Origin of the sequence: Pseudoalteromonas sp. ND6B (assembly GCF_000764215.1) — a bacterium.
Taxonomy (GTDB): domain Bacteria; phylum Pseudomonadota; class Gammaproteobacteria; order Enterobacterales; family Alteromonadaceae; genus Pseudoalteromonas; species Pseudoalteromonas tetraodonis.
The window spans coordinates 48,717-67,060 of sequence record NZ_JQFL01000013.1 but is presented as its reverse complement, the minus strand read 5'-3'; the positions used below and the strand labels follow the sequence as shown (position 1 = coordinate 67,060).

Annotated in this window: 18 protein-coding genes; 15 read left to right on the top strand and 3 right to left on the bottom strand. The window is 40.1% G+C overall.

Going from position 1 to position 18,344, the window contains the following annotated elements; translation table 11 throughout:
- The first annotated feature begins 4 nt into the window (after positions 1-4).
- The 13 genes from ND6B_RS15410 (at position 5) to ND6B_RS15470 (ending at position 12,440) form a co-directional block, all read left to right on the top strand.
- Positions 5-745: an SURF1 family protein gene (locus ND6B_RS15410; protein WP_013466137.1), complete on the top strand. Its 741-nt coding sequence runs from the start codon at positions 5-7 to the stop codon at positions 743-745.
- Positions 735-1,229 carry a hypothetical protein gene (locus tag ND6B_RS15415; RefSeq protein ID WP_013466136.1) on the top strand — a complete coding sequence of 165 codons (495 nt, stop codon included), beginning with the start codon at positions 735-737 and terminating at the stop codon, positions 1,227-1,229. The genes ND6B_RS15410 and ND6B_RS15415 overlap by 11 nt, the downstream gene beginning before the upstream one ends.
- A gap of 12 nt (positions 1,230-1,241) precedes the next feature.
- Positions 1,242-2,231, top strand: coding sequence for a COX15/CtaA family protein (locus ND6B_RS15420; protein WP_024602181.1), 990 nt, complete (start codon positions 1,242-1,244; stop codon positions 2,229-2,231).
- Positions 2,232-2,243: 12 nt separating this feature from the next.
- Positions 2,244-3,173, top strand: coding sequence for a heme o synthase (cyoE, locus tag ND6B_RS15425; protein ID WP_013466134.1), 930 nt, complete (start codon positions 2,244-2,246; stop codon positions 3,171-3,173).
- Positions 3,170-3,787 (top strand): SCO family protein, encoded by a 618-nt coding sequence (locus ND6B_RS15430; protein WP_028834830.1) that lies wholly within the window; start codon positions 3,170-3,172, stop codon positions 3,785-3,787. Before cyoE ends, ND6B_RS15430 begins: the two co-directional genes overlap by 4 nt.
- 163 nt (positions 3,788-3,950) lie before the next feature.
- On the top strand, positions 3,951-4,223 hold the full coding sequence (locus ND6B_RS15435; RefSeq protein WP_024602184.1) for an STAS domain-containing protein: 273 nt from the start codon (positions 3,951-3,953) through the stop codon (positions 4,221-4,223).
- A gap of 8 nt (positions 4,224-4,231) precedes the next feature.
- Complete coding sequence (locus ND6B_RS15440; protein ID WP_013466131.1) at positions 4,232-4,594, top strand: response regulator; 363 nt, start codon at positions 4,232-4,234, stop codon at positions 4,592-4,594.
- 14 nt (positions 4,595-4,608) lie between these two features.
- Positions 4,609-6,684, top strand: a complete 2,076-nt coding sequence (locus ND6B_RS15445) for a chemotaxis protein CheA (protein ID WP_013466130.1) — start codon at positions 4,609-4,611, stop codon at positions 6,682-6,684.
- On the top strand, positions 6,666-7,151 hold the full coding sequence (locus tag ND6B_RS15450; protein ID WP_013466129.1) for a chemotaxis protein CheW: 486 nt from the start codon (positions 6,666-6,668) through the stop codon (positions 7,149-7,151). The genes ND6B_RS15445 and ND6B_RS15450 overlap by 19 nt, the downstream gene beginning before the upstream one ends.
- A gap of 48 nt (positions 7,152-7,199) precedes the next feature.
- Positions 7,200-9,899, top strand: a complete 2,700-nt coding sequence (locus ND6B_RS15455) for a methyl-accepting chemotaxis protein (protein WP_033102771.1) — start codon at positions 7,200-7,202, stop codon at positions 9,897-9,899.
- Positions 9,900-9,968: 69 nt separating this feature from the next.
- Complete coding sequence (locus ND6B_RS15460) at positions 9,969-10,799, top strand: CheR family methyltransferase (protein WP_013466126.1); 831 nt, start codon at positions 9,969-9,971, stop codon at positions 10,797-10,799.
- Positions 10,783-11,400, top strand: coding sequence for a chemoreceptor glutamine deamidase CheD (cheD, locus tag ND6B_RS15465; protein ID WP_013466125.1), 618 nt, complete (start codon positions 10,783-10,785; stop codon positions 11,398-11,400). Before ND6B_RS15460 ends, cheD begins: the two co-directional genes overlap by 17 nt.
- Before the next feature lie 8 nt (positions 11,401-11,408).
- Positions 11,409-12,440 (top strand): protein-glutamate methylesterase/protein-glutamine glutaminase, encoded by a 1,032-nt coding sequence (locus tag ND6B_RS15470; protein WP_028834833.1) that lies wholly within the window; start codon positions 11,409-11,411, stop codon positions 12,438-12,440.
- A gap of 3 nt (positions 12,441-12,443) precedes the next feature.
- Here ND6B_RS15470 and ND6B_RS15475 read toward each other — a convergent pair whose 3' ends face one another.
- The gene (locus tag ND6B_RS15475) at positions 12,444-13,469 is read right to left on the bottom strand and encodes a polysaccharide deacetylase family protein (protein WP_033102770.1); all 1,026 of its coding nucleotides are present in this window, start codon (positions 13,467-13,469) and stop codon (positions 12,444-12,446) included.
- A 42-nt stretch (positions 13,470-13,511) separates the two neighbouring features.
- Between ND6B_RS15475 and ND6B_RS15480 the strand changes: the two genes are divergently transcribed.
- Positions 13,512-14,783: an MATE family efflux transporter gene (locus tag ND6B_RS15480; RefSeq protein ID WP_033102781.1), complete on the top strand. Its 1,272-nt coding sequence runs from the start codon at positions 13,512-13,514 to the stop codon at positions 14,781-14,783.
- 4 nt (positions 14,784-14,787) lie between these two features.
- On the opposite strand, the gene ND6B_RS15485 is transcribed toward ND6B_RS15480, so the two are convergent.
- Positions 14,788-15,057 (bottom strand): hypothetical protein, encoded by a 270-nt coding sequence (locus ND6B_RS15485; RefSeq protein WP_033102769.1) that lies wholly within the window; start codon positions 15,055-15,057, stop codon positions 14,788-14,790.
- A gap of 13 nt (positions 15,058-15,070) precedes the next feature.
- The gene (gene nfuA / locus ND6B_RS15490; RefSeq protein ID WP_013466120.1) at positions 15,071-15,646 is read right to left on the bottom strand and encodes a Fe-S biogenesis protein NfuA; all 576 of its coding nucleotides are present in this window, start codon (positions 15,644-15,646) and stop codon (positions 15,071-15,073) included.
- A gap of 146 nt (positions 15,647-15,792) precedes the next feature.
- Between nfuA and ND6B_RS15495 the strand changes: the two genes are divergently transcribed.
- The gene (locus ND6B_RS15495) at positions 15,793-18,342 is read left to right on the top strand and encodes a M14 metallopeptidase family protein (protein ID WP_033102780.1); all 2,550 of its coding nucleotides are present in this window, start codon (positions 15,793-15,795) and stop codon (positions 18,340-18,342) included.
- The last annotated feature ends 2 nt before the right edge of the window (positions 18,343-18,344 follow it).

Sequence of the window (18,344 nt, the reverse complement as noted above, 5' to 3'; positions counted from 1 at the left end):
CCTTATGCAGTTAGTTGTATTTAACAAACAAAAGCTTAGCTCAATAATAACAATTTGCTTGGTTGTTATTGTGGTATTGGTTTGTGTGCGACTAGGGTTTTGGCAATTACAGCGAGCAGAACAAAAGCAACAGCAGCTTAGTGCCATTGAAAATATACAACAACATGGCGTAATGAGCTGGGCAGAGTTACAACAGCTGCCAAAAGAGTGGAACAAAACCGGTGTATTGGTTTCGTTAAATGGTTATTTTGACACTAATAATTATTGGTTGCTTGATAATCAAATCTATAATGGTCAGGTTGGTTACGACTTACTGGCATTATTAAAACTGTCTGATGAATCACGCTTTTTGTTAGTGAACTTAGGCTGGGTAAAAGCAGAACGTTCAAGAGAAATCCTACCAAACGTAACAATACCTAGTGGTAAATTTACGTTAACGGCACAAATTAAAGAAGATAATTTAAGTGGCTTTACCTTAGCCAATAACAATACTCAGTCGGATTTAGCCAAACGAATTCAAATCATTGATTTACAAGCATTGAGTAGCCAATCTAATCGCCCTTTAGTGAATTTTATGGCTTACCGCCAAGGTCAAGCTGATGAAATTGCTGCCCCTCATTATGAAGCCGTTGTTATGAGTCCAGAAAAACATTATGCCTACTCAGTACAGTGGTTTTTAATTGCGGTTGCCTGTGTGGTGGTCGCTATTTTTGCAAGCAGGAAGAGGATAGATAATGAAAAATAAACCCCTGTTACTCTTTGCTGTGTGCTGCGCTATTCCCTTAGTGCTGGCTTACAGCGCGTTAAAACTTGATTGGCTACCTACAGCAATTACTAACCATGGTGAATTTTTAGAGCGTGAAATTAAGCTAGACAATTGGGCGCAGCATAATCCTAAGCAATGGACCATCGCTTTAAATTATTCAGCACAATGCAAAGCGTCTTGCACAGAGCAATTAGCCGCTTTAGACAATTTATATGTTGCCCTTGGCAAAAACCAACACAAAGTTGATATGGCTATTATGGGACAGCCTGAGCTAGTTACAACGCGTTGGCATGTTATTGATGAGCAACAGCAGTTAAAACCTGCCAGTTTGTATTTAATCGATCATATGGGGCTAATTGTACTGGAGTATCCATTTAGTTCTCAACCACAAGAAAACCGTTTGATCCAAAAAGGGTTATTAAAAGATCTAAAAAAATTACTCAATTACTCTCGTTCGAGCTAAGTAGAGGATGCTATGTATAAAAACTATAAAAATTTGGTATTAGCAACGAGTTTATTCGCATTAATTGTGGTGGCTCTGGGCGCATACACGCGTTTAAGTGACGCAGGGCTTGGTTGTCCCGATTGGCCTGGTTGTTATGGCTTTTTAACCGTGCCTAAACACGAAGCAGAGATTGCACAAGCGATTCAAAGTTATCCCGATATGATATTTGAAAAAGCAAAAGCATGGAAAGAAATGATCCATCGCTACTTTGCAGGCACGCTTGGGGTATTAATTTTAGTGTTGTTTATTTTAGCTTTTCTAAAGCGTCAGTACCCAACCACGCCTGTAAGGTTGCCTATGATATTGCTGCTGCTTGTTATTTTTCAGGCCGCATTAGGTATGTGGACGGTTACTATGAACCTACAGCCGCTTATAGTTATGGGGCATTTGCTCGGAGGATTTAGTATTTTAGCGTTATTAACGCTATTGTATTTGCGTCTGACCAGCCAACCTATTACGGGTGGTGATGCGGGCGCAAAACCTCACTTTAAATTAAGCCTCGTGGCATTAACGGTACTGATTTTACAAATCGCCCTTGGTGGTTGGTTAGCGGCTAATTATGCGGCTCCACATTGTAATGGCTTACCGCTGTGTAGTTACGCTCAGCCTTTTTCATTCAGTAGTGTCTTTCAGCTCCCCCTTGAGCACAGTAATTATGAATTTGGTGTGTTGTCGCAACAGGCGCGTATGTCTATTCATTTACTGCATCGAATATGGGCCTTAGTTACTTGCATTGTTTTAGCCTTGGTGATGTGGCGTATATACAGTCATGCCTATTCGCAAAAAATTAAAAGCTGTACGGTGAGTGTGTTAGTGGCGTTATTCTGCCAGATAGCTTTAGGGTTAGCCGTGGTGCATTTTCATTTTCCGTTAGGCGTGGCACTGGCGCATAACTTAATGGCTGCCATACTGTTATTAACTATGGTTAGGTTATGTTATTACCTAAAAGTACGTACTTAGAGGGGAATGATTATGGCACTTACAATTAATAAAAAAGCAATGCAGCCCGTTTACAGCGCATCGTTATTGACTAAAAGTTACCACTTAATCCAAGATTATTTGGCAATAAGTAAATTTAAAGTAGTGGCTATGCTAGTGTTAACAGCATGGGTTGGCTTAGCGCTAGCCCCTGATGTTGGCAGAGGTGTTGGGGTTCAGTTCATCAGTTTATTAGGGATTGGATTACTCTCTGCGGCCGCCGCAGTCATCAATCATGTGGTTGATAGCGAAATTGATAGCAAAATGGCACGCACCCGCCATCGCCCTGTTGCTAAAGGGCGTTTAAGTAAATTACATGCACTGAGCTTTGCTGCTGTGATTGGCGTTGCGGGCTTTATTATGCTGATGTTGTGGGCAAATACGCTCACAGCCATACTGACCTTATTTGCACTTGTTGGTTATGCGTTTATTTATACGTCATTTTTAAAACGTGCCACACCACAAAATATAGTTATAGGGGGATTAGCCGGTGCAATGCCTCCATTACTCGGTTGGGTGTCTGAAACAAATCAAATGGCGGCAGCCCCTTGGTTGCTGGTGATGATTATATTTACCTGGACCCCACCTCATTTTTGGGCGCTCGCCATCGCGCGTAAAAGTGATTATGAGCGGGCTAAAATCCCCATGTTACCGGTCACCCATGGTATCGATTTTTGTAAAACATGCGTGCTTGCATATTCGGTATTACTCGCCATTGTATGTGTGTTTCCTTATTTGATTGGCATGTCAGGGCTTATTTATCTAAGCGGGGCATGTCTTCTCAATATTGTATTTATATACAAAGCAATTAACTTAAAGTTTGCCGCCAAAGAAGACACTGCGATGGATTTATTTCGTTTTTCGATTATTCATTTGATGATACTATTTATCATCTTATTTATAGATAAATGGCTAGTTATATGAAGCAGTTATGGTGTGGTTTAGTTGTTTTTTCAGTACTCTTTTTATCGGCCTGTAGTGATAAAAAAAATTTACAAGATCTTGATGCGTTAGTTTATGAAACCGCAAAACCGTTATCTGACTTTTCGTTGAGTGATCAACAAGGGAAGTTAGTAACCAAACAGCAGTTTTTAGGCCAGTGGAATTTAGTGTTTTTAGGTTACACAAGTTGCCCTGATATTTGCCCGATGACGCTAGCTAAGCTCAACAATGCCTATAAAAATTTGCAGGCTGAGTATCCACTACAAGTATGGTTTATATCTGTTGATCCTAAACGTGATATTGCTCAAAAACGTAAAGAGTACATAGATTACTTTAATCCAGATTTTTTAGCTGTATCAGGTGAACATAAAGACTTATTTCCATTTGTCCGCGAGCTTGGATTAATTTACGCAATTAGTGATAGTAATGAATCCGACTATGCGGTGGATCATAGTGCATCTGTTGCCCTTGTTGATGGCAGTGGCGCACTAAGAGCTATTTTTAAGCCTGAATTTAAACAAGGAGATGTGCCTTTGGTTAATACTACAAAATTAACCGCAGAATTTATTAAAATAGCCGAATACTACAAAAACTAGCTTTTAAAGGTTTTACGATTTTAAAGGGGCTTTATGCCCCTTTTCGCGTTTTTTATTAACGGTTTTTAATTAATTAGTTATTTTTTAGTCGTTTTTATGGCGTTTTCATTATCTCGGTCTAAGCTTTTGTTATGGATTGAGTTGATAAGGAAAAGCTTAAAAAATGCTTAAACTACCAAACGAACTTTCAATTGTTCATGTTGAAGTTTTACATCAAGATTTATTAAGCGAACTTAATAATAGCCGAGATATTTGCTTAGATATTAGCGATGTAATGTCTGCTGATACGGCCTCGGTTCAACTTTTATGTGCCCTACAAAAACATCTCCTTACTATTAATCAAAAAATTGCCTGGGTTGGCAGTAGTGATGCATTAACCAATGCCATTGATCAACTCGGTTTAAGTGAATACCTAGCACCAGAAAGTACTAATTAGAGGTCTATATGAAAAGAATATTAGCTGTAGATGATTCTGCATCAATGCGTCAAATGGTGAGTTTTACGTTAAAAACAGCAGGGTTTGATGTTACCGAAGCCAAAGACGGTAGTGAGGCATTAGCGATTGCCAAGCAGCAAGGTTTTGATGCAGTTATTTCTGATGTAAATATGCCTGTTATGGATGGGATCACGCTTATTAGAGAGTTAAGAGGGCTTCCGAATTACAAGTTTACACCGCTACTTATGTTAACCACAGAATCGGGTATGGATAAAAAGGTAGAAGGGAAAGCTGCTGGGGCAACAGGGTGGATTGTAAAGCCCTTCAATCCAGATCAACTATTAGCCGTGCTAAAAAAAGTAATCCGCTAACCTAGGAGTGCACTGTGAGTATTGATTTAAGCCAGTTTTTTGAAGTGTTCTTTGAAGAGAGTTTTGAAGGCCTCGATGTTATGGAGACTGAATTACTCAACTTAGTGCCGGGCGAAGAAGACTTAGAAACCATTAATACTATTTTTAGGGCTGCCCATTCTATTAAAGGAGGCAGTGCTACCTTTGGGTTTAATTCAATCGCAAACTTCACTCATGTTCTAGAAACATTACTGGATCAAATACGTGAAGGTCAGCGAAATATAAGCAGTGAACATATTAACTTATTACTTAAATCAGTAGATTGTTTAAGAGCCTTGTTGCATTCGCTTAAAGTACAGGAAGAGCCTGATTTAAGCCAAGCTGACTCATTACGAGAGCAGTTTGAAAGATTACTTGGCATGCCTGAAAGTGAAGCCGTAGTGGCAGAAGCCAGTGTTGAACAGGTCATTATTAATACTTATCAAATTGATTTTAAACCGCATTTTCATTTGTTTAAAACGGGTAACGAACCGCTGTTTATGATCAGTGAATTAGCTGAACTTGGTGAATTGGAAGTACAAGCGTTTACAGATGTCATACCTGATATTAAAGATTTAACGACCGATGAATGCTTTTTATATTGGCGATTTTTCTTAAACACTGACCGTGACGATCAAGCAATTAGAGAAATTTTTGAGTGGGTTGAGGACGATGCCGATATTAAAATTGAGCTTTGCGGTGGCTTATTTAATGATGGTAAAGCAGCAGAAGCTGCAGTGGTCAACGAACCTGTTATTGAAACACCAAAAACGGTTGTTGAGCCCAAAACCAATAAACCAAAAGCACCAACCAGTGCAAAAGCAGCGCCTGAGTCAACTTCCATTCGTGTTGGCATTGATAAGGTCGACTCACTGATTAATATGGTTGGAGAGTTGGTCATTACCCAAGCGATGCTAAATCAGCTTAGCGAACAAGAAATGACGCCTACCACGGTGACCTCGCTTCAAGAGGGGCTTGCGCAATTAGCGCATAACACCCGCGACTTACAAGAAAACGTGATGCGTATTCGCATGCTGCCAATTAACTTTGTGTTCAGTCGTTTTCCACGTTTAGTACGTGATATTGCCCAAAAGCTTAATAAAGAGGTGGAGTTAAAGCTGATAGGAGAACAAACAGAATTAGATAAAACCGTTATGGAAAAAATATCCGATCCTATGGTGCATTTAGTAAGAAACTCATTGGATCATGGTATTGAAACGGTAGAAAAACGTATTGCAGCAGGAAAAGATCCTGTGGGTAAGGTTACATTAAATGCCTTTCATCAGGGCGGCAATATCGTCATTGAAATTATGGATGATGGCCAAGGTCTTAACACTCAAAAGATCAAAGAAAAAGCGATTACCAATGAAGTGATCGCCGCTGACAGTGAGCTAACAGATGATGAAATTAACGAACTCATTTTTATGCCAGGATTTTCTACCGCTGATGAGGTCAGTGACTTATCTGGCCGTGGTGTGGGTATGGATGTGGTTAAGCGTAATATTCAATCATTAAATGGCTCGGTAGAAGTGACATCTGCTGCTGGAATTGGTTCTACTTTTACTATTCGGCTACCGCTCACTTTAGCTATTTTAGATGGGCAATTAGTCAAAGTAGCCAAGCATACTTACATTATTCCACTGATCTCGATTGTAGAATCGTTGCAAATTGATATTGCAAAAGTAAGCCGTGTTGGTAAAGACCTAGATGTACTCAGATTACGTGATGAATACATTCCTATTTTACGTTTATACGACATTTTTAATCACCAAAATGCCATTGAATCGTTAGATAAAACCTTACTAGTTGTCGTGGAAAACGATAATCAAAAAGTAGGGTTACTTGTCGACGATTTACTTTCACAACAGCAGGTGGTTATAAAAAGCTTAGAGGCTAATTACCACAAAGTGGATGGTGTGTCGGGGGCAACGATTTTAGGTGATGGGCGTGTTTCGTTAATTTTAGATATTAGCGGCTTGATAAAGCTTTCAGGGTTAAAAAAGCCAGGTAGCCAAGCATTGAGTATTGAGCCATCGACCATCTTGGAGGATTCATGTTCTCTGAATCAATAGCATTAAATAGCAATATTGAACTACAGCGCAAAGAGGGCATTAAGCAGTTTCTCACCTTTATTATGGCTGAAGAAGAGTACGGAGTAGATATATTAACGGTGCAAGAAATTCGTAGCTGGGAAGATATAACCGCACTGCCAAATGCCCCTGAGTACGTAAAAGGCGTGATTAATTTACGCGGCACCATTGTGCCAATTATTGATTTACGATTGCGCTTTGGTTTACCCACCATTGAGTATGGACCGTTAACGGTAGTCATTATTGTAAAAGTTGAGTTTGAGCAAGAAAGTAAAGTGATGGGGATCACGGTAGACGCCGTAGCGGATGTTTACAGTATTGCTGAGCAAGACGCTAAAGCAGTGCCAAGTTTAACCCAAACAAATGAAAGTGAATATGTCGCAGGGCTAGTGAATGTGGGTGATAAAATGGTCGCGCTAATTAACCTGCAGGCAACCATGAATATTTAGCGGTAATAGTAACTAAATAAAGCAAATAACTTAAAGGTGGTGATAAGCATGGGATGGTTTAGTAATTCAAAACAGTCTAAATCAAGCAATGATTTGATTATAAATGCATTGCATAAATCATTAGCAATAATTGAATTTGAGCCTAATGGAAGAATCATTACTGCCAATGTTAATTTTCTTCGTGTAATGGGCTACTCACTCGCTGAGATTCAAGGCCAGCACCATTCTTTATTTGTAAGCCCTAGCGAAACGCAAAGTGATGAATATCGTCAATTTTGGCAGCGTTTGAACGCGGGTGAATTTATTTCAGATGAATTTAAGCGTATTGGAAAAAATGGCAAAGAAGTCTGGATCCAAGCAACATACAATCCTGTTATAGACTCGCAAGGGCAAGTACTTAAAGTCGTTAAATTTGCAACAGACATTACTGAGCAAAAGTTAAAAGCGGTTGAAGCTGCAGGCCAAATTACCGCAATCAGTAAGTCACAAGCGGTTATTGAGTTTAATTTAGATGGAACCATTATTGGCGCTAATGATAATTTTTTAAAAACATTTGGTTATCAGGCAAATGAAATACAAGGGCAGCATCATAGATTGTTTGTTACTTCTGAATATGCAAATAGCCAAGAATATCAAGCGTTTTGGGATAAACTTGGGCGTGGCGAGTATGACAGTGGTGAGTATTTAAGAATAGGTAAACAAGGCGAGGAAATTTGGATATATGCCTCTTATAATCCTATTTACGATATGAATGGTAAGCCATTTAAAGTGATTAAGTACGCCACCGATATCACAGCGCAAAAAGAGCTAGAAAAAACCTCTAAAAAAGCGGCCGACTTGGCTAACGCATTAAAAGTATGCCAAGCAAGTGTGATGATTGCTGATAAAAATTTAAACATTATTTTTGTGAATGACTGCATCAAGCAAATGTTTAAAGCACGTGAAAAAGAGTTGCAAACTGTTTTACCTAGTTTTTCAGTCGCTGGGTTAATGGATATCCGTGTTGATGAGTTTCATCAGGAACTAGCTAATCAGCAAGAGCGACTAAAAAACTTAGATGCTCCTTATAAAACTACGTTGAATTTAGCTGGTCTTATTTTTGACATCATTGCTTCTCCTTGGACTAATCAAGATGGCAAGTGCTTAGGTACTATTGTTGAATGGCAAGATATTACTGATGAGGTGTCTAAAGCGGATGCTGAACGTGCTAGAGCGCAAGAAAACTTACGTGTTCGCCAAGCATTAGATACCGTGGCAACCAATACCATGATTGCTGATGCCTCGAATGTCATTGTGTATATGAATAGCGCAGTGAGAAATATGATGAGTGTTGCGCAAAATGATATACGCACTGACTTACCTAACTTTGATAGCAAGAACTTACTTAATCAAAGTATTGATATATTTCATAAAAATCCAGCCCATCAGCAAAATATGTTGGCTAAGTTAACGGATACTTACAGTACAGAAATTAAAGTGGGCGGCAGAACCTTTGGTTTAGTGGCAAACCCTATAATCACCACAGACAATGAGCGTATTGGGACGGTAGTTGAGTGGGAAGACAGAACCGCAGAAGTTGCTATTGAAAAAGAAATTGCTCAATTAGTCGGCGCAGCAAGCAAAGGTGATTTAAATGCACGAGTAGCTGAGCAAGGTAAAGATGGCTTTTTCTTACGTTTAGCTCAGGGTCTTAATAGTTTAGTTAAAGTGGTTGACGATGCGGTAACTGATACTGGCAATATGCTCGATGCCATGGCCACTGGTGATTTATCTAAACGGATTGAAAAAGAATACCAAGGCTCGTTTGAAAAACTTAAAACAGATGCAAATGCGACAGCAGATAAACTAACTGAGGTTATTAACCGAATTAATACATCAGCCACTTTGGTGGCCAGTGGAGCTGAAGAAATTTCACAAGGCAATGCTGATTTAAGCCAGCGCACAGAAGAGCAAGCGTCATCGTTAGAGGAAACGGCCTCTAGCATGGAAGAAATGACCAGTACAGTTCGCCAAAACGCCGATAATGCTAAAGTGGCAAATGACTTAGCTGAAGAAACCTGTGATAAGGCGATTCAGGGTGGAGAAGTGGTTAATAAAGCGGTAACCAGCATGTCTGCGATTAATGAATCGAGTAAGAAAATTGCCGACATCATTGGAGTGATAGACGAAATAGCATTCCAAACCAATTTGCTTGCACTTAATGCTGCCGTAGAGGCTGCTAGAGCCGGTGAGCAAGGCCGAGGTTTTGCGGTTGTTGCAGGTGAAGTACGTAACTTAGCGCAGCGCTCGGCAGGTGCAGCGAAAGAAATTAAAGAGCTAATTAGAGACAGTGTTGGCAAAGTTGCTGACGGTAGCGCGCTTGTGAATGAGTCAGGTGTGACGTTACAAGAGATTGTGGTATCGGTGAAACGCGTAACGCAAATGATAGCCGATATTACCCAAGCCTCTGAAGAGCAAAGTGCAGGTATTGAGCAAGTAAATAAAGCTGTATCGCAAATGGATGAAATGACCCAGCAAAATGCGGCATTAGTTGAACAAGCATCGGCTGCAGGTGAATCAATGGCGGAACAAGCCAATGAAATGCGCCATTTACTGCACTTTTTCTCATTAGGCCAGCAAGATATGGCAGTGGTATCGCCTGTTATTCGCACACCTGAAATATCTCATCAGCAACAAAATAGCTTCGTTAGTAATAAAAGCAAAGGTGAAAATTTTGTAGACTCGGCTGAAGAGTGGGAGGAGTTTTAAACTCACTTTAGTTAGGTTCACCTGCAATGTATGCGTGAACCTCGCTTTATTTTTAAATGAGAGCAAATAATGAAAGAGTTTTTATTAACGGATAGTGATTTTAAGGAAGTGGCTCATTTAGTTTATAACGCCTGCGGTATTGTACTAGGAGAGCATAAGCGAGAGATGGTCTACTCACGCTTGGCAAGACGAATTCGTGAGCGAAAATTAACAAACTTTTCAAGCTACCTCGATTACTTAAAAAATCATAAAGATCAGGAGTTTGATGCATTTATCAATGCCATTACCACTAATCTAACCTCTTTTTTTCGTGAAATGCATCACTTTGAGTTTATAAAAGATCAGTTAATACCAACCCTGTTAAAGACAAATAAACAGACTAAGCGCATTCGAATTTGGTCTGCAGGCTGCTCTACCGGTGAAGAGCCCTATAGTTTAGCAATGACGCTGCAAGGAGCTTTTCCAAGTGATTGGGATGTGAAGATATTAGCCACTGATCTTGACTCTAATGTACTGGCGAAGGCGCAAAGTGGTATTTATACCGCAGCGAACGTAAATGGTCTTGATGATGCTTTACTAAAACGCTGGTTTTTAACCAGTAAAGATGGGCAAAGTTATAAGGTTAAACCTAAGCTGCAGCAATGTATTTCATTTAAGCGTTTAAACTTATTACAAGACTGGCCAATGAAAGGCTCGTTTGACCTGATTTTGTGCCGAAATGTAGTGATTTACTTTGATAAAGAGACAAAGGATCAGCTTTTTAACCGTTATGCCGATATTCTTAATGACCAAGGTTATTTATTTTTAGGGCACTCAGAAACCATGGGTAAAGAGCATGTTTTATTTAAAAACTTAGGGAAAACCATGTATCAAAAAGTAGCCCATGCACACGCAATTTAAGCCAGTATTAGCGGGTTTTGAGCATATTAAACGCTATTGGGACGCCTCGCGAGATCGTGTGGTCGCTAAGGTATTACCAGGTGAGTTTTATGTTTCTAAAAATGATGAGCTAATCACCACCGTCCTAGGATCGTGTATTGCTGCCTGTATTTACGACGATAAGCTAGGCATAGGCGGGATTAACCACTTTATGCTACCAATTCAAAAAGGTGAGCGAATTGAGCAAGCGCATAGTTTAAGTTGTCGTTACGGTAATTGGGCTATGGAATATTTAATTAATGAAGTGCTTAAAAATGGCGCATCCCGGGCAAACTTAAAAGTAAAACTGTTTGGGGGAGGCAAAATAATTAGCGCCATGACAGATATTGGTATTGGCAATATCAGTTTTGCCAATGCATATATAGCAGAAGAAGCGCTAAATTTAGTGGCGCATGATATGGGCGGGCCTTGGCCACGAAAAATATTTTTTAATCCTCATAATGGAAAGGTACAAGTTAAAAAGCTACGTAACTTACACAATAATACGATTGAAAAACGTGAAGTGCGTTACTTACATAATCTTGAGCAACAAACAAAAGCCACTGATATAGAGCTGTTTTAAGGATGGCTATGATTAAAGTATTAATAATTGATGATTCGGCACTGATCAGACAATTGCTGACAGAGATACTGCAACAGGCAAAAGATATTGTGGTAGTAGGGGGTGCACAAGACCCATACGAAGCCCGAGAGATGATCAAAAAATATAATCCGGATGTACTAACGTTGGATGTTGAAATGCCAAAAATGGACGGCATTAGTTTTTTAAAAAACCTGATGCGCTTACGTCCTATGCCGGTTGTGATGATTTCTACACTCACACAAAAAGGTTCACCCATTACGCTTGAAGCGCTTGAGATTGGTGCAGTTGACTTTATTGCTAAGCCAACAGTTAACGTTAAGGAGCAAATGAGTCAATATGCTGATATTGTTCAGCAAAAAGTCAGAGTGGCAGCCAGTGCACGGGTTCGAGGCTATAAAAAAAATAGTGCTGTAGCAGAACCTATCCCCACTAATGCCGAATTTTTAGTAAATAAAGTGATTGCGATTGGTGCGTCAACCGGAGGCACGGAGGCGATAAAAGAAGTACTTATACGCATGCCAAAAAACTGCCCACCCATTGTAATAACGCAGCATATTCCTCCTGTATTTAGTACCTCATTTGCAGAGCGAATGCAGCGCACCTGTACCATTAACGTAAAAGAGGCACAACAAGGCGATAAGCTGGTAGCAGGATGCGCTTATATAGCTCCCGGCGGGCTACATTTACGCATTAGCAAACAAGGTAGTGCATTATATTGTCAGCTTGATGATGGTGAACCTGTAAATAGGCATAAGCCCGCAGTAGATGTACTGTTTAACTCATTACTTGAAATTGGTGCTAAGTATATTGTTGCCACACTATTAACCGGTATGGGAAGTGATGGCGCGAAAGGTTTACTGGCGTTAAAACAACAAGGGGCTTATACATTGGCACAAGATGAGTTTTCGTCTGTGGTATGGGGAATGCCCAAGGCTGCTATTGATATCGGGGCTGCAAATGAGGTCGTACCGCTGGATAAAATGACCCAGCGGTTATTAAATCAAGTGATTAAAAAATAGAATTTAATTGATCACCCAAGGCTGTGAAAACCAATAATAACTGCCTGCTTTTTTTATTGATGGGGCGGTGCAGTTAAAGCGAGAGCGTCCTTTATTAAGCTGCTTTGGCGAGGTCACCTCAACCGTATTATCGTTTAACCAATTTAAATTAGCTTGTCCAATGCTTGATACATAACAGGCAAATTGGCTTTTATGAAAGTCATCAGTCTCTAGATTTATAGTTAACGACGGTGGATTTTGTGTGGTTACACTATCTTTATAGGTTAGTTTATTAATAGTAAAAGCAGTTGAATTGAGCTTGGTAATTAACGTATCTAATTTGCTATAAAAACCAGATGCGGGAAAACGTGGTAAACGGCTAAAATTAGAATGTTGATTAACTGCACCAGAGTGCTGACCAATGCCAATAAAGCCTAGTTCAGTAACGAGAGCTTGTAGCTGATTGTTAAACTCTCCGTATGGATAGGCAAGGTATTTATAATCGTGGCCTATTTCTTCTTTAATACGCTGCTGTGAACTAAGAATGTCGTTTTTAGTGCGTTCACGCCATTGGCTTTGTGTTTCATTTTCGCGCTTTTTATGCAGATAGTTATGCTCGGCACTATGGTTGGCAATAAGGGCGCCTTTTTTTGCAAGCTCTCTGAGCTTATCCCATCCCATCACATAACCCGCTTGTTCATCAATGAGTTTTGGGTTTACAAAAATAGTGTACGGATAGCCAAATTTCTCAAGAATAGGCGCAGCTTGTTCGTAGTTATTGTTGTATCCATCATCAAAAGTAATCGCGAGCGTTTTATCGTCTAAAGCCTTACCTTGTTTTAATGCGCTAATCAGCTCATTTAGTGGAATAACGTTAAAGTTATGCTCTTTTAAATAATTTAAGTGTTTAGTAAAAGTGTTGGCGCTTACACTGGTCACCGCGGGAAGGGTTTCACTGACGTGATGATACTGTAGAATAACAGCTGCTTGCGCACGTAAAGAACCACAAATCAGGAACAATAATACTAAATGAAACAATTTCTTATACATAATAAAGCACACCATAAAAGCTTGTTGTTGTTAGCCGGTCCAATGATATTATCAAATATTACTGTGCCGTTGTTAGGAATTGTTGATACGGCAGTGATTGGTCACCTCGGGAGTGCGCATTATTTAGCGGGAATTGCCTTAGGTTCTACCGTGATCTCCATTTTATTTTGGCTTGCTGGTTTTTTAAGAATGAGCACCACTGGGCTGGTGGCACAGGCTTACGGTAAAAATGATTTAACTCAGCTGGCAGCTTTACTCAAACGCAGTTTGTTATTGGCCAGCAGCGTAGCTCTAATTCTGATTTTATTATCCCCCCTTATAAAACACGCCATTGCGTATTTATCTGCTGCCAATAGTGATGTGCTCAATGAGGCCTATCGGTATTTTAGTATTCGTATTTTTAGCGCCCCAGCAGCGCTATGTAACTTAGTATTATTAGGCTGGATGCTTGGCGTTCACTATGGGCGAGGGCCATTTTATTTATTGTTAGTCACTAATATTACCAATATTGTACTCGACATTTATTTTGTAGTTTATCTTGATTGGGCGGTTGCAGGGGCGGCTTGGGCATCATTAATAGCGGATTACACGGCTTTAATTTTTGCTTTGCTGTTAGTGGTTCAGCTAGCTAAAAAACAGGGCATAAGTTTAGCGGTTGCAAATTGGTTTAGCATAGAAAAAATGGCAGGATTATTAAGTTTAAATCGCGATATTTTTATTCGCTCTTTAGTATTGCAGTTATGTTTTAGCTTTATGACCTTTTATGCTGCACGTATAGGTGAAACTACATTGGCAGCCAATGCGGTACTACTCAACTTTTTAATGTTGGTCAGCTTTGCGCTTGATGGAATTGCTTATGCGAGCGAGGCAAAAGTAGGCCAAGCGAAAGGTCAACAAAGTGTTGAAAAGATAAGGCTATGGGTAAAAATAAGCGTATTTTGGGGCATGTTGTTTGGCATTTTGTATAGTGTATTTTTTATATTATTTGGCAGCTCTATTATAAAGCTGTTGACTAATGTACCTGAGGTTATTGAAGAGGCTACTGATTACTTACCGTGGGTAATTGTGCTGCCAATTTTAGCAATGAGTTGTTTTTTGTTTGATGGTATATTCGTTGGTTTAACACGTGCTAAAGCAATGCGAAATAGTATGCTGTTATCGGCGACAATAGGTTTTTTTGGGGTGTTTTGGTTGTTTCAGTCGTGGCAAAATAATGGCTTATGGTTAGCAATGAGTTGTTTTATGCTAATGCGGGGTGTAACACTTATAATTAAATATCAGCAGCTAAAAACTAATAATCAATTACTTGATTAAACCGTTATTTCCATAGATCGGGGTCGTTATTTTTGGCAGGGATGTTTTTCAATACTTGCGAAAAACGATTGGCAAAAATACCCGCGTAGCCCCAGAATGCAAAAAACAATGCCGGCGCTAAAATTACTATGCCAATGACTTGTAAACTATAATGGTTGTAATAACCCAAAGTGATAAACATCACGGCCAGCACAAACAGTGCTAGGCCGCGAAAAAAGCGCTTTAGACTCAACTTAGGGTCGCTCCCTAAGCGGTAAATGAGTGGCTTTAGCATATTGGGTTAATACTTAGTAATAAGAGTGCTCGCCAGCTTCGTGATCGGTTATGTCAGCCACACCGGTGATCTCATCAAACTTAGCAATCATTTCTTTTTCAATGCCTTCTTTTAGTGTGACATCAATCATAGAGCAACCATTACAACCACCACCAAATTGAAGCACAGCAATACCAGCAGCGGTGATCTCTACTAAGCTTACTTGGCCGCCATGATTTGCAAGTTGTGGGTTAACTTCTGTTTCTAACATGTGTTGAACGCGTTCATTTAGGCTTGCGTCTTCACCTAGCTTACGTGCTTTAGCATTAGGCGCTTTTAGAGTTAGCTGCGTGCCCATTTTGTCAGTAACAAAATCAATTTCAGCTTCGGCTAAAAAAGGCGCGCTTTCGGCATCAACAACAGCGTCAAAACCGTTAAAGTTTAGGCGAATATCGCTCTCTTCTACCGCGTCTTCTGGACAATAAGAAACACCACATTCAGCTTGTGATGTACCAGGATTAACAACAAACACACGAATATTCGTTTGTTGAGATTGATCTGCTAATAGCTTAGCAAAATGCGCTTGCGCTGTTTCGGAAATTGAAATCATAAAACCGTCTATACTTGACTAAATTACTCGGATACTGCATATCATACTCCGCTCATCGTGTTGCGGCTAGTGTTGAACGTAAAAAGTTGGCATCTATTTTAAGCAATGGTAGCGTGCAATTAACAAACATTTTTAGAGTGATTTATATGCGGTTTATATTAACAGTAGTGGTGATACTAGCCAGTTTTTCAAGTGTGGCAAAGCCCCTGTCGTATTATTTTGAGCAACAGGTTGAATTTGATCCCAGCATTCCAACACCTGAAAAAGTACTTGGTTATCAAGTGGGTGAATGGCATGTAAGGCATGATCAGCTTGTACGCTATATGGAAATTTTGGCTCAAAAAAGCGATCGAGTTAATTTTGAAGTAATAGGTCGTACCCACGAGCAGCGCCCACTAGTTATGCTCACTATTGCCGCAGCTAACAAACTAAAAAATATAAAACAAACTCGCCAAGCACACTTAGCTCGCCTAAATAATTCAAACAATAAATTAGCAGAGCAGCCAAGCGTTGTGTGGATGGGTTATAGCGTTCATGGTAACGAATCGTCAGGGAGTAATGCTGCCTTGCTAGTGGCTTATTATTTAGCAGCCGCGCAAGGTGATGAAATAAATGAGCTACTTAACAACACGGTGATTTTACTCGACCCGTCGCTTAACCCAGACGGCTTAGCACGTTTTGCTAATTGGGCTAATAGTAATCGTGGAATGAACTTATCGTCAGATCCGCAAACGCGTGAGCATGTAGAGAACTGGCCAAGTAGCCGTACCAATCATTACTGGTTTGATTTAAATCGTGATTGGCTTTTACTGCAGCACCCTGAGTCGCGAGCGCGTATAGCCAAGTTTCATTATTGGAAACCTAATATTTTAACTGACTTTCATGAAATGGGACCAAACAGTAGCTACTTTTTTCAACCAGGGATCCCAAGTCGTAAACACCCCATTACCCCTGAAGAAAATGTGAGCCTAACAAAAGCAATTGCAAATTATCATGCAAAAACTTTAGATGAAAACAACGCACTGTATTTTACAGAAGAAAGCTTTGATGACTTTTATTATGGCAAAGGTTCAACTTACCCTGATGTAAATGGTGGTGTCGGTATTTTATTTGAACAAGCAAGTTCTCGTGGCCATATTCAAGAAACGATCAATGGCCCGCTAACTTTTGCGTTTACGATTAAAAACCAACTTTTAACGAGCTTATCAACGTTTAAAGCGGCGATTGATAACCGCCAAGCTTTACTTGAGTATCAGGCTAACTTTTATAACAAAGCGGTTGAGCTTGCCAAAGATGAAGACTATCAAGGTTATATTGTTCAAGGTGGGGAAGACAAAACACGTACTAACGATTTTTTAAGCATACTTAAACAGCACCAAATTAATGCTTATCCAGTTAAAGAGGGACTAAAAGCTGAAGGTAAAAACTTTACCGCTAATAGCTATTTTGTGCCGCTTGCGCAACCACAATACCGATTAGTTAAAGCTATTTTTAGTGAACAGCAAAACTTTGCCGATAACACTTTTTACGATGTATCAGGTTGGACATTAGCGCATGCGTTTAATTTACCATTTGCTAAAGTAAACAGCCGCTGGGGATTAGAGGTTGATACTACGGCTTGGCAAAAAGCAAAACAGCCTGTTTTAACGCCGCTAACTAAAAACTATGCCTACGGATTTGCTTGGGACGACATGCTTGCCCCAAAAATGCTCAATAGTTTATTACAGCAAGGCATTAAAGCGCGTGTTGCATTAAAGCCATTAACCGCAACATCAACGAGTAATGAGATAAATTTTGATGCTGGCAGTATTATTATCCCTGCAGGACTGCAAACAGAGACTGATTGGGTGGCAAAGCTAAATCAAGCACAAAGCCAATTTGATATTGAAATTAAGCCAATTACCACAGGCTTAACCAGTAAAGGTGCCGACTTAGGCTCGCGCTCTATGGCGGTTGTTTCTGCGCCTAAGGTGTTATTAGTTGGCGGTAAAGGGGTTAGCCAATATGAAGCAGGTGAAGTGTGGTATTACCTAGATCGCTTTGTAGGCGTAGCGCCTACCATTGTTGAAATGAACCGTTTAGCGTCTTTAGAGCTCAGTAATTACAGCCATATTGTTTTGGCGCATGGCGATTATTCGACGTTATCTGATACCGACAAAGTGGCAATTAAAAGCTGGGTGAGAAAAGGCGGCGTTATTTGGGGTCATAAAGGCGGGGCAAAGTTCTTAGCTGATCAGCAGTTATTAAAAGCAAACTACTTATCACGTAAAGATGTTGCCAGCGCATTTGATACTCAAGGTTTAAAATATGCAGACAAAGACCATCTAGCGGGTCGCCAGCGTATTGCAGGCGCTATATTTAATACTGATGTAGATACTACGCACCCACTGACGTTTTCATTTAAGCGTGACACTCTGCCAGTATTTAAAAACAGTACCTGGTTACTTGAAGCCTCGCAAGCGCCGTTTGTAAATATACTCACCTATACACAACAGCCGTTACTTGCTGGTTTTACTGATGCAGTTAATGTAGAGCAAGTGGCCGGCGGTGCTGCGCTAATGGCTCACTCTTATGGTCGAGGTAGTGTGATTGCGATGACAGACAACCCTGTATTTAGAGGTTACTGGTATGGCACCAGCCGATTATTAAGTAACGCTTTATTTTTCGGGCATACCTTTCGCGTCAGTGGTAACTAAAT

What these genes read in the sequence shown, in the direction of transcription:
- nfuA (WP_013466120.1), bottom strand. Translation starts at nt 15,646, where the DNA reads ATGATTTCAATTTCCGAAACAGCGCAAGCGCATTTTGCTAAGCTATTA.
- ND6B_RS15415 (WP_013466136.1), top strand. Translation starts at nt 735, where the DNA reads ATGAAAAATAAACCCCTGTTACTCTTTGCTGTGTGCTGCGCTATTCCC.
- ND6B_RS15485 (WP_033102769.1), bottom strand. Translation starts at nt 15,057, where the DNA reads ATGCTAAAGCCACTCATTTACCGCTTAGGGAGCGACCCTAAGTTGAGT.
- ND6B_RS15420 (WP_024602181.1), top strand. Translation starts at nt 1,242, where the DNA reads ATGTATAAAAACTATAAAAATTTGGTATTAGCAACGAGTTTATTCGCA.
- ND6B_RS15455 (WP_033102771.1), top strand. Translation starts at nt 7,200, where the DNA reads ATGGGATGGTTTAGTAATTCAAAACAGTCTAAATCAAGCAATGATTTG.
- ND6B_RS15450 (WP_013466129.1), top strand. Translation starts at nt 6,666, where the DNA reads ATGTTCTCTGAATCAATAGCATTAAATAGCAATATTGAACTACAGCGC.
- cheD (WP_013466125.1), top strand. Translation starts at nt 10,783, where the DNA reads ATGCACACGCAATTTAAGCCAGTATTAGCGGGTTTTGAGCATATTAAA.
- ND6B_RS15495 (WP_033102780.1), top strand. Translation starts at nt 15,793, where the DNA reads ATGCGGTTTATATTAACAGTAGTGGTGATACTAGCCAGTTTTTCAAGT.
- ND6B_RS15470 (WP_028834833.1), top strand. Translation starts at nt 11,409, where the DNA reads ATGATTAAAGTATTAATAATTGATGATTCGGCACTGATCAGACAATTG.
- ND6B_RS15440 (WP_013466131.1), top strand. Translation starts at nt 4,232, where the DNA reads ATGAAAAGAATATTAGCTGTAGATGATTCTGCATCAATGCGTCAAATG.
- ND6B_RS15430 (WP_028834830.1), top strand. Translation starts at nt 3,170, where the DNA reads ATGAAGCAGTTATGGTGTGGTTTAGTTGTTTTTTCAGTACTCTTTTTA.
- ND6B_RS15475 (WP_033102770.1), bottom strand. Translation starts at nt 13,469, where the DNA reads ATGTATAAGAAATTGTTTCATTTAGTATTATTGTTCCTGATTTGTGGT.
- cyoE (WP_013466134.1), top strand. Translation starts at nt 2,244, where the DNA reads ATGGCACTTACAATTAATAAAAAAGCAATGCAGCCCGTTTACAGCGCA.
- ND6B_RS15480 (WP_033102781.1), top strand. Translation starts at nt 13,512, where the DNA reads ATGATATTATCAAATATTACTGTGCCGTTGTTAGGAATTGTTGATACG.
- ND6B_RS15460 (WP_013466126.1), top strand. Translation starts at nt 9,969, where the DNA reads ATGAAAGAGTTTTTATTAACGGATAGTGATTTTAAGGAAGTGGCTCAT.
- ND6B_RS15410 (WP_013466137.1), top strand. Translation starts at nt 5, where the DNA reads ATGCAGTTAGTTGTATTTAACAAACAAAAGCTTAGCTCAATAATAACA.
- ND6B_RS15435 (WP_024602184.1), top strand. Translation starts at nt 3,951, where the DNA reads ATGCTTAAACTACCAAACGAACTTTCAATTGTTCATGTTGAAGTTTTA.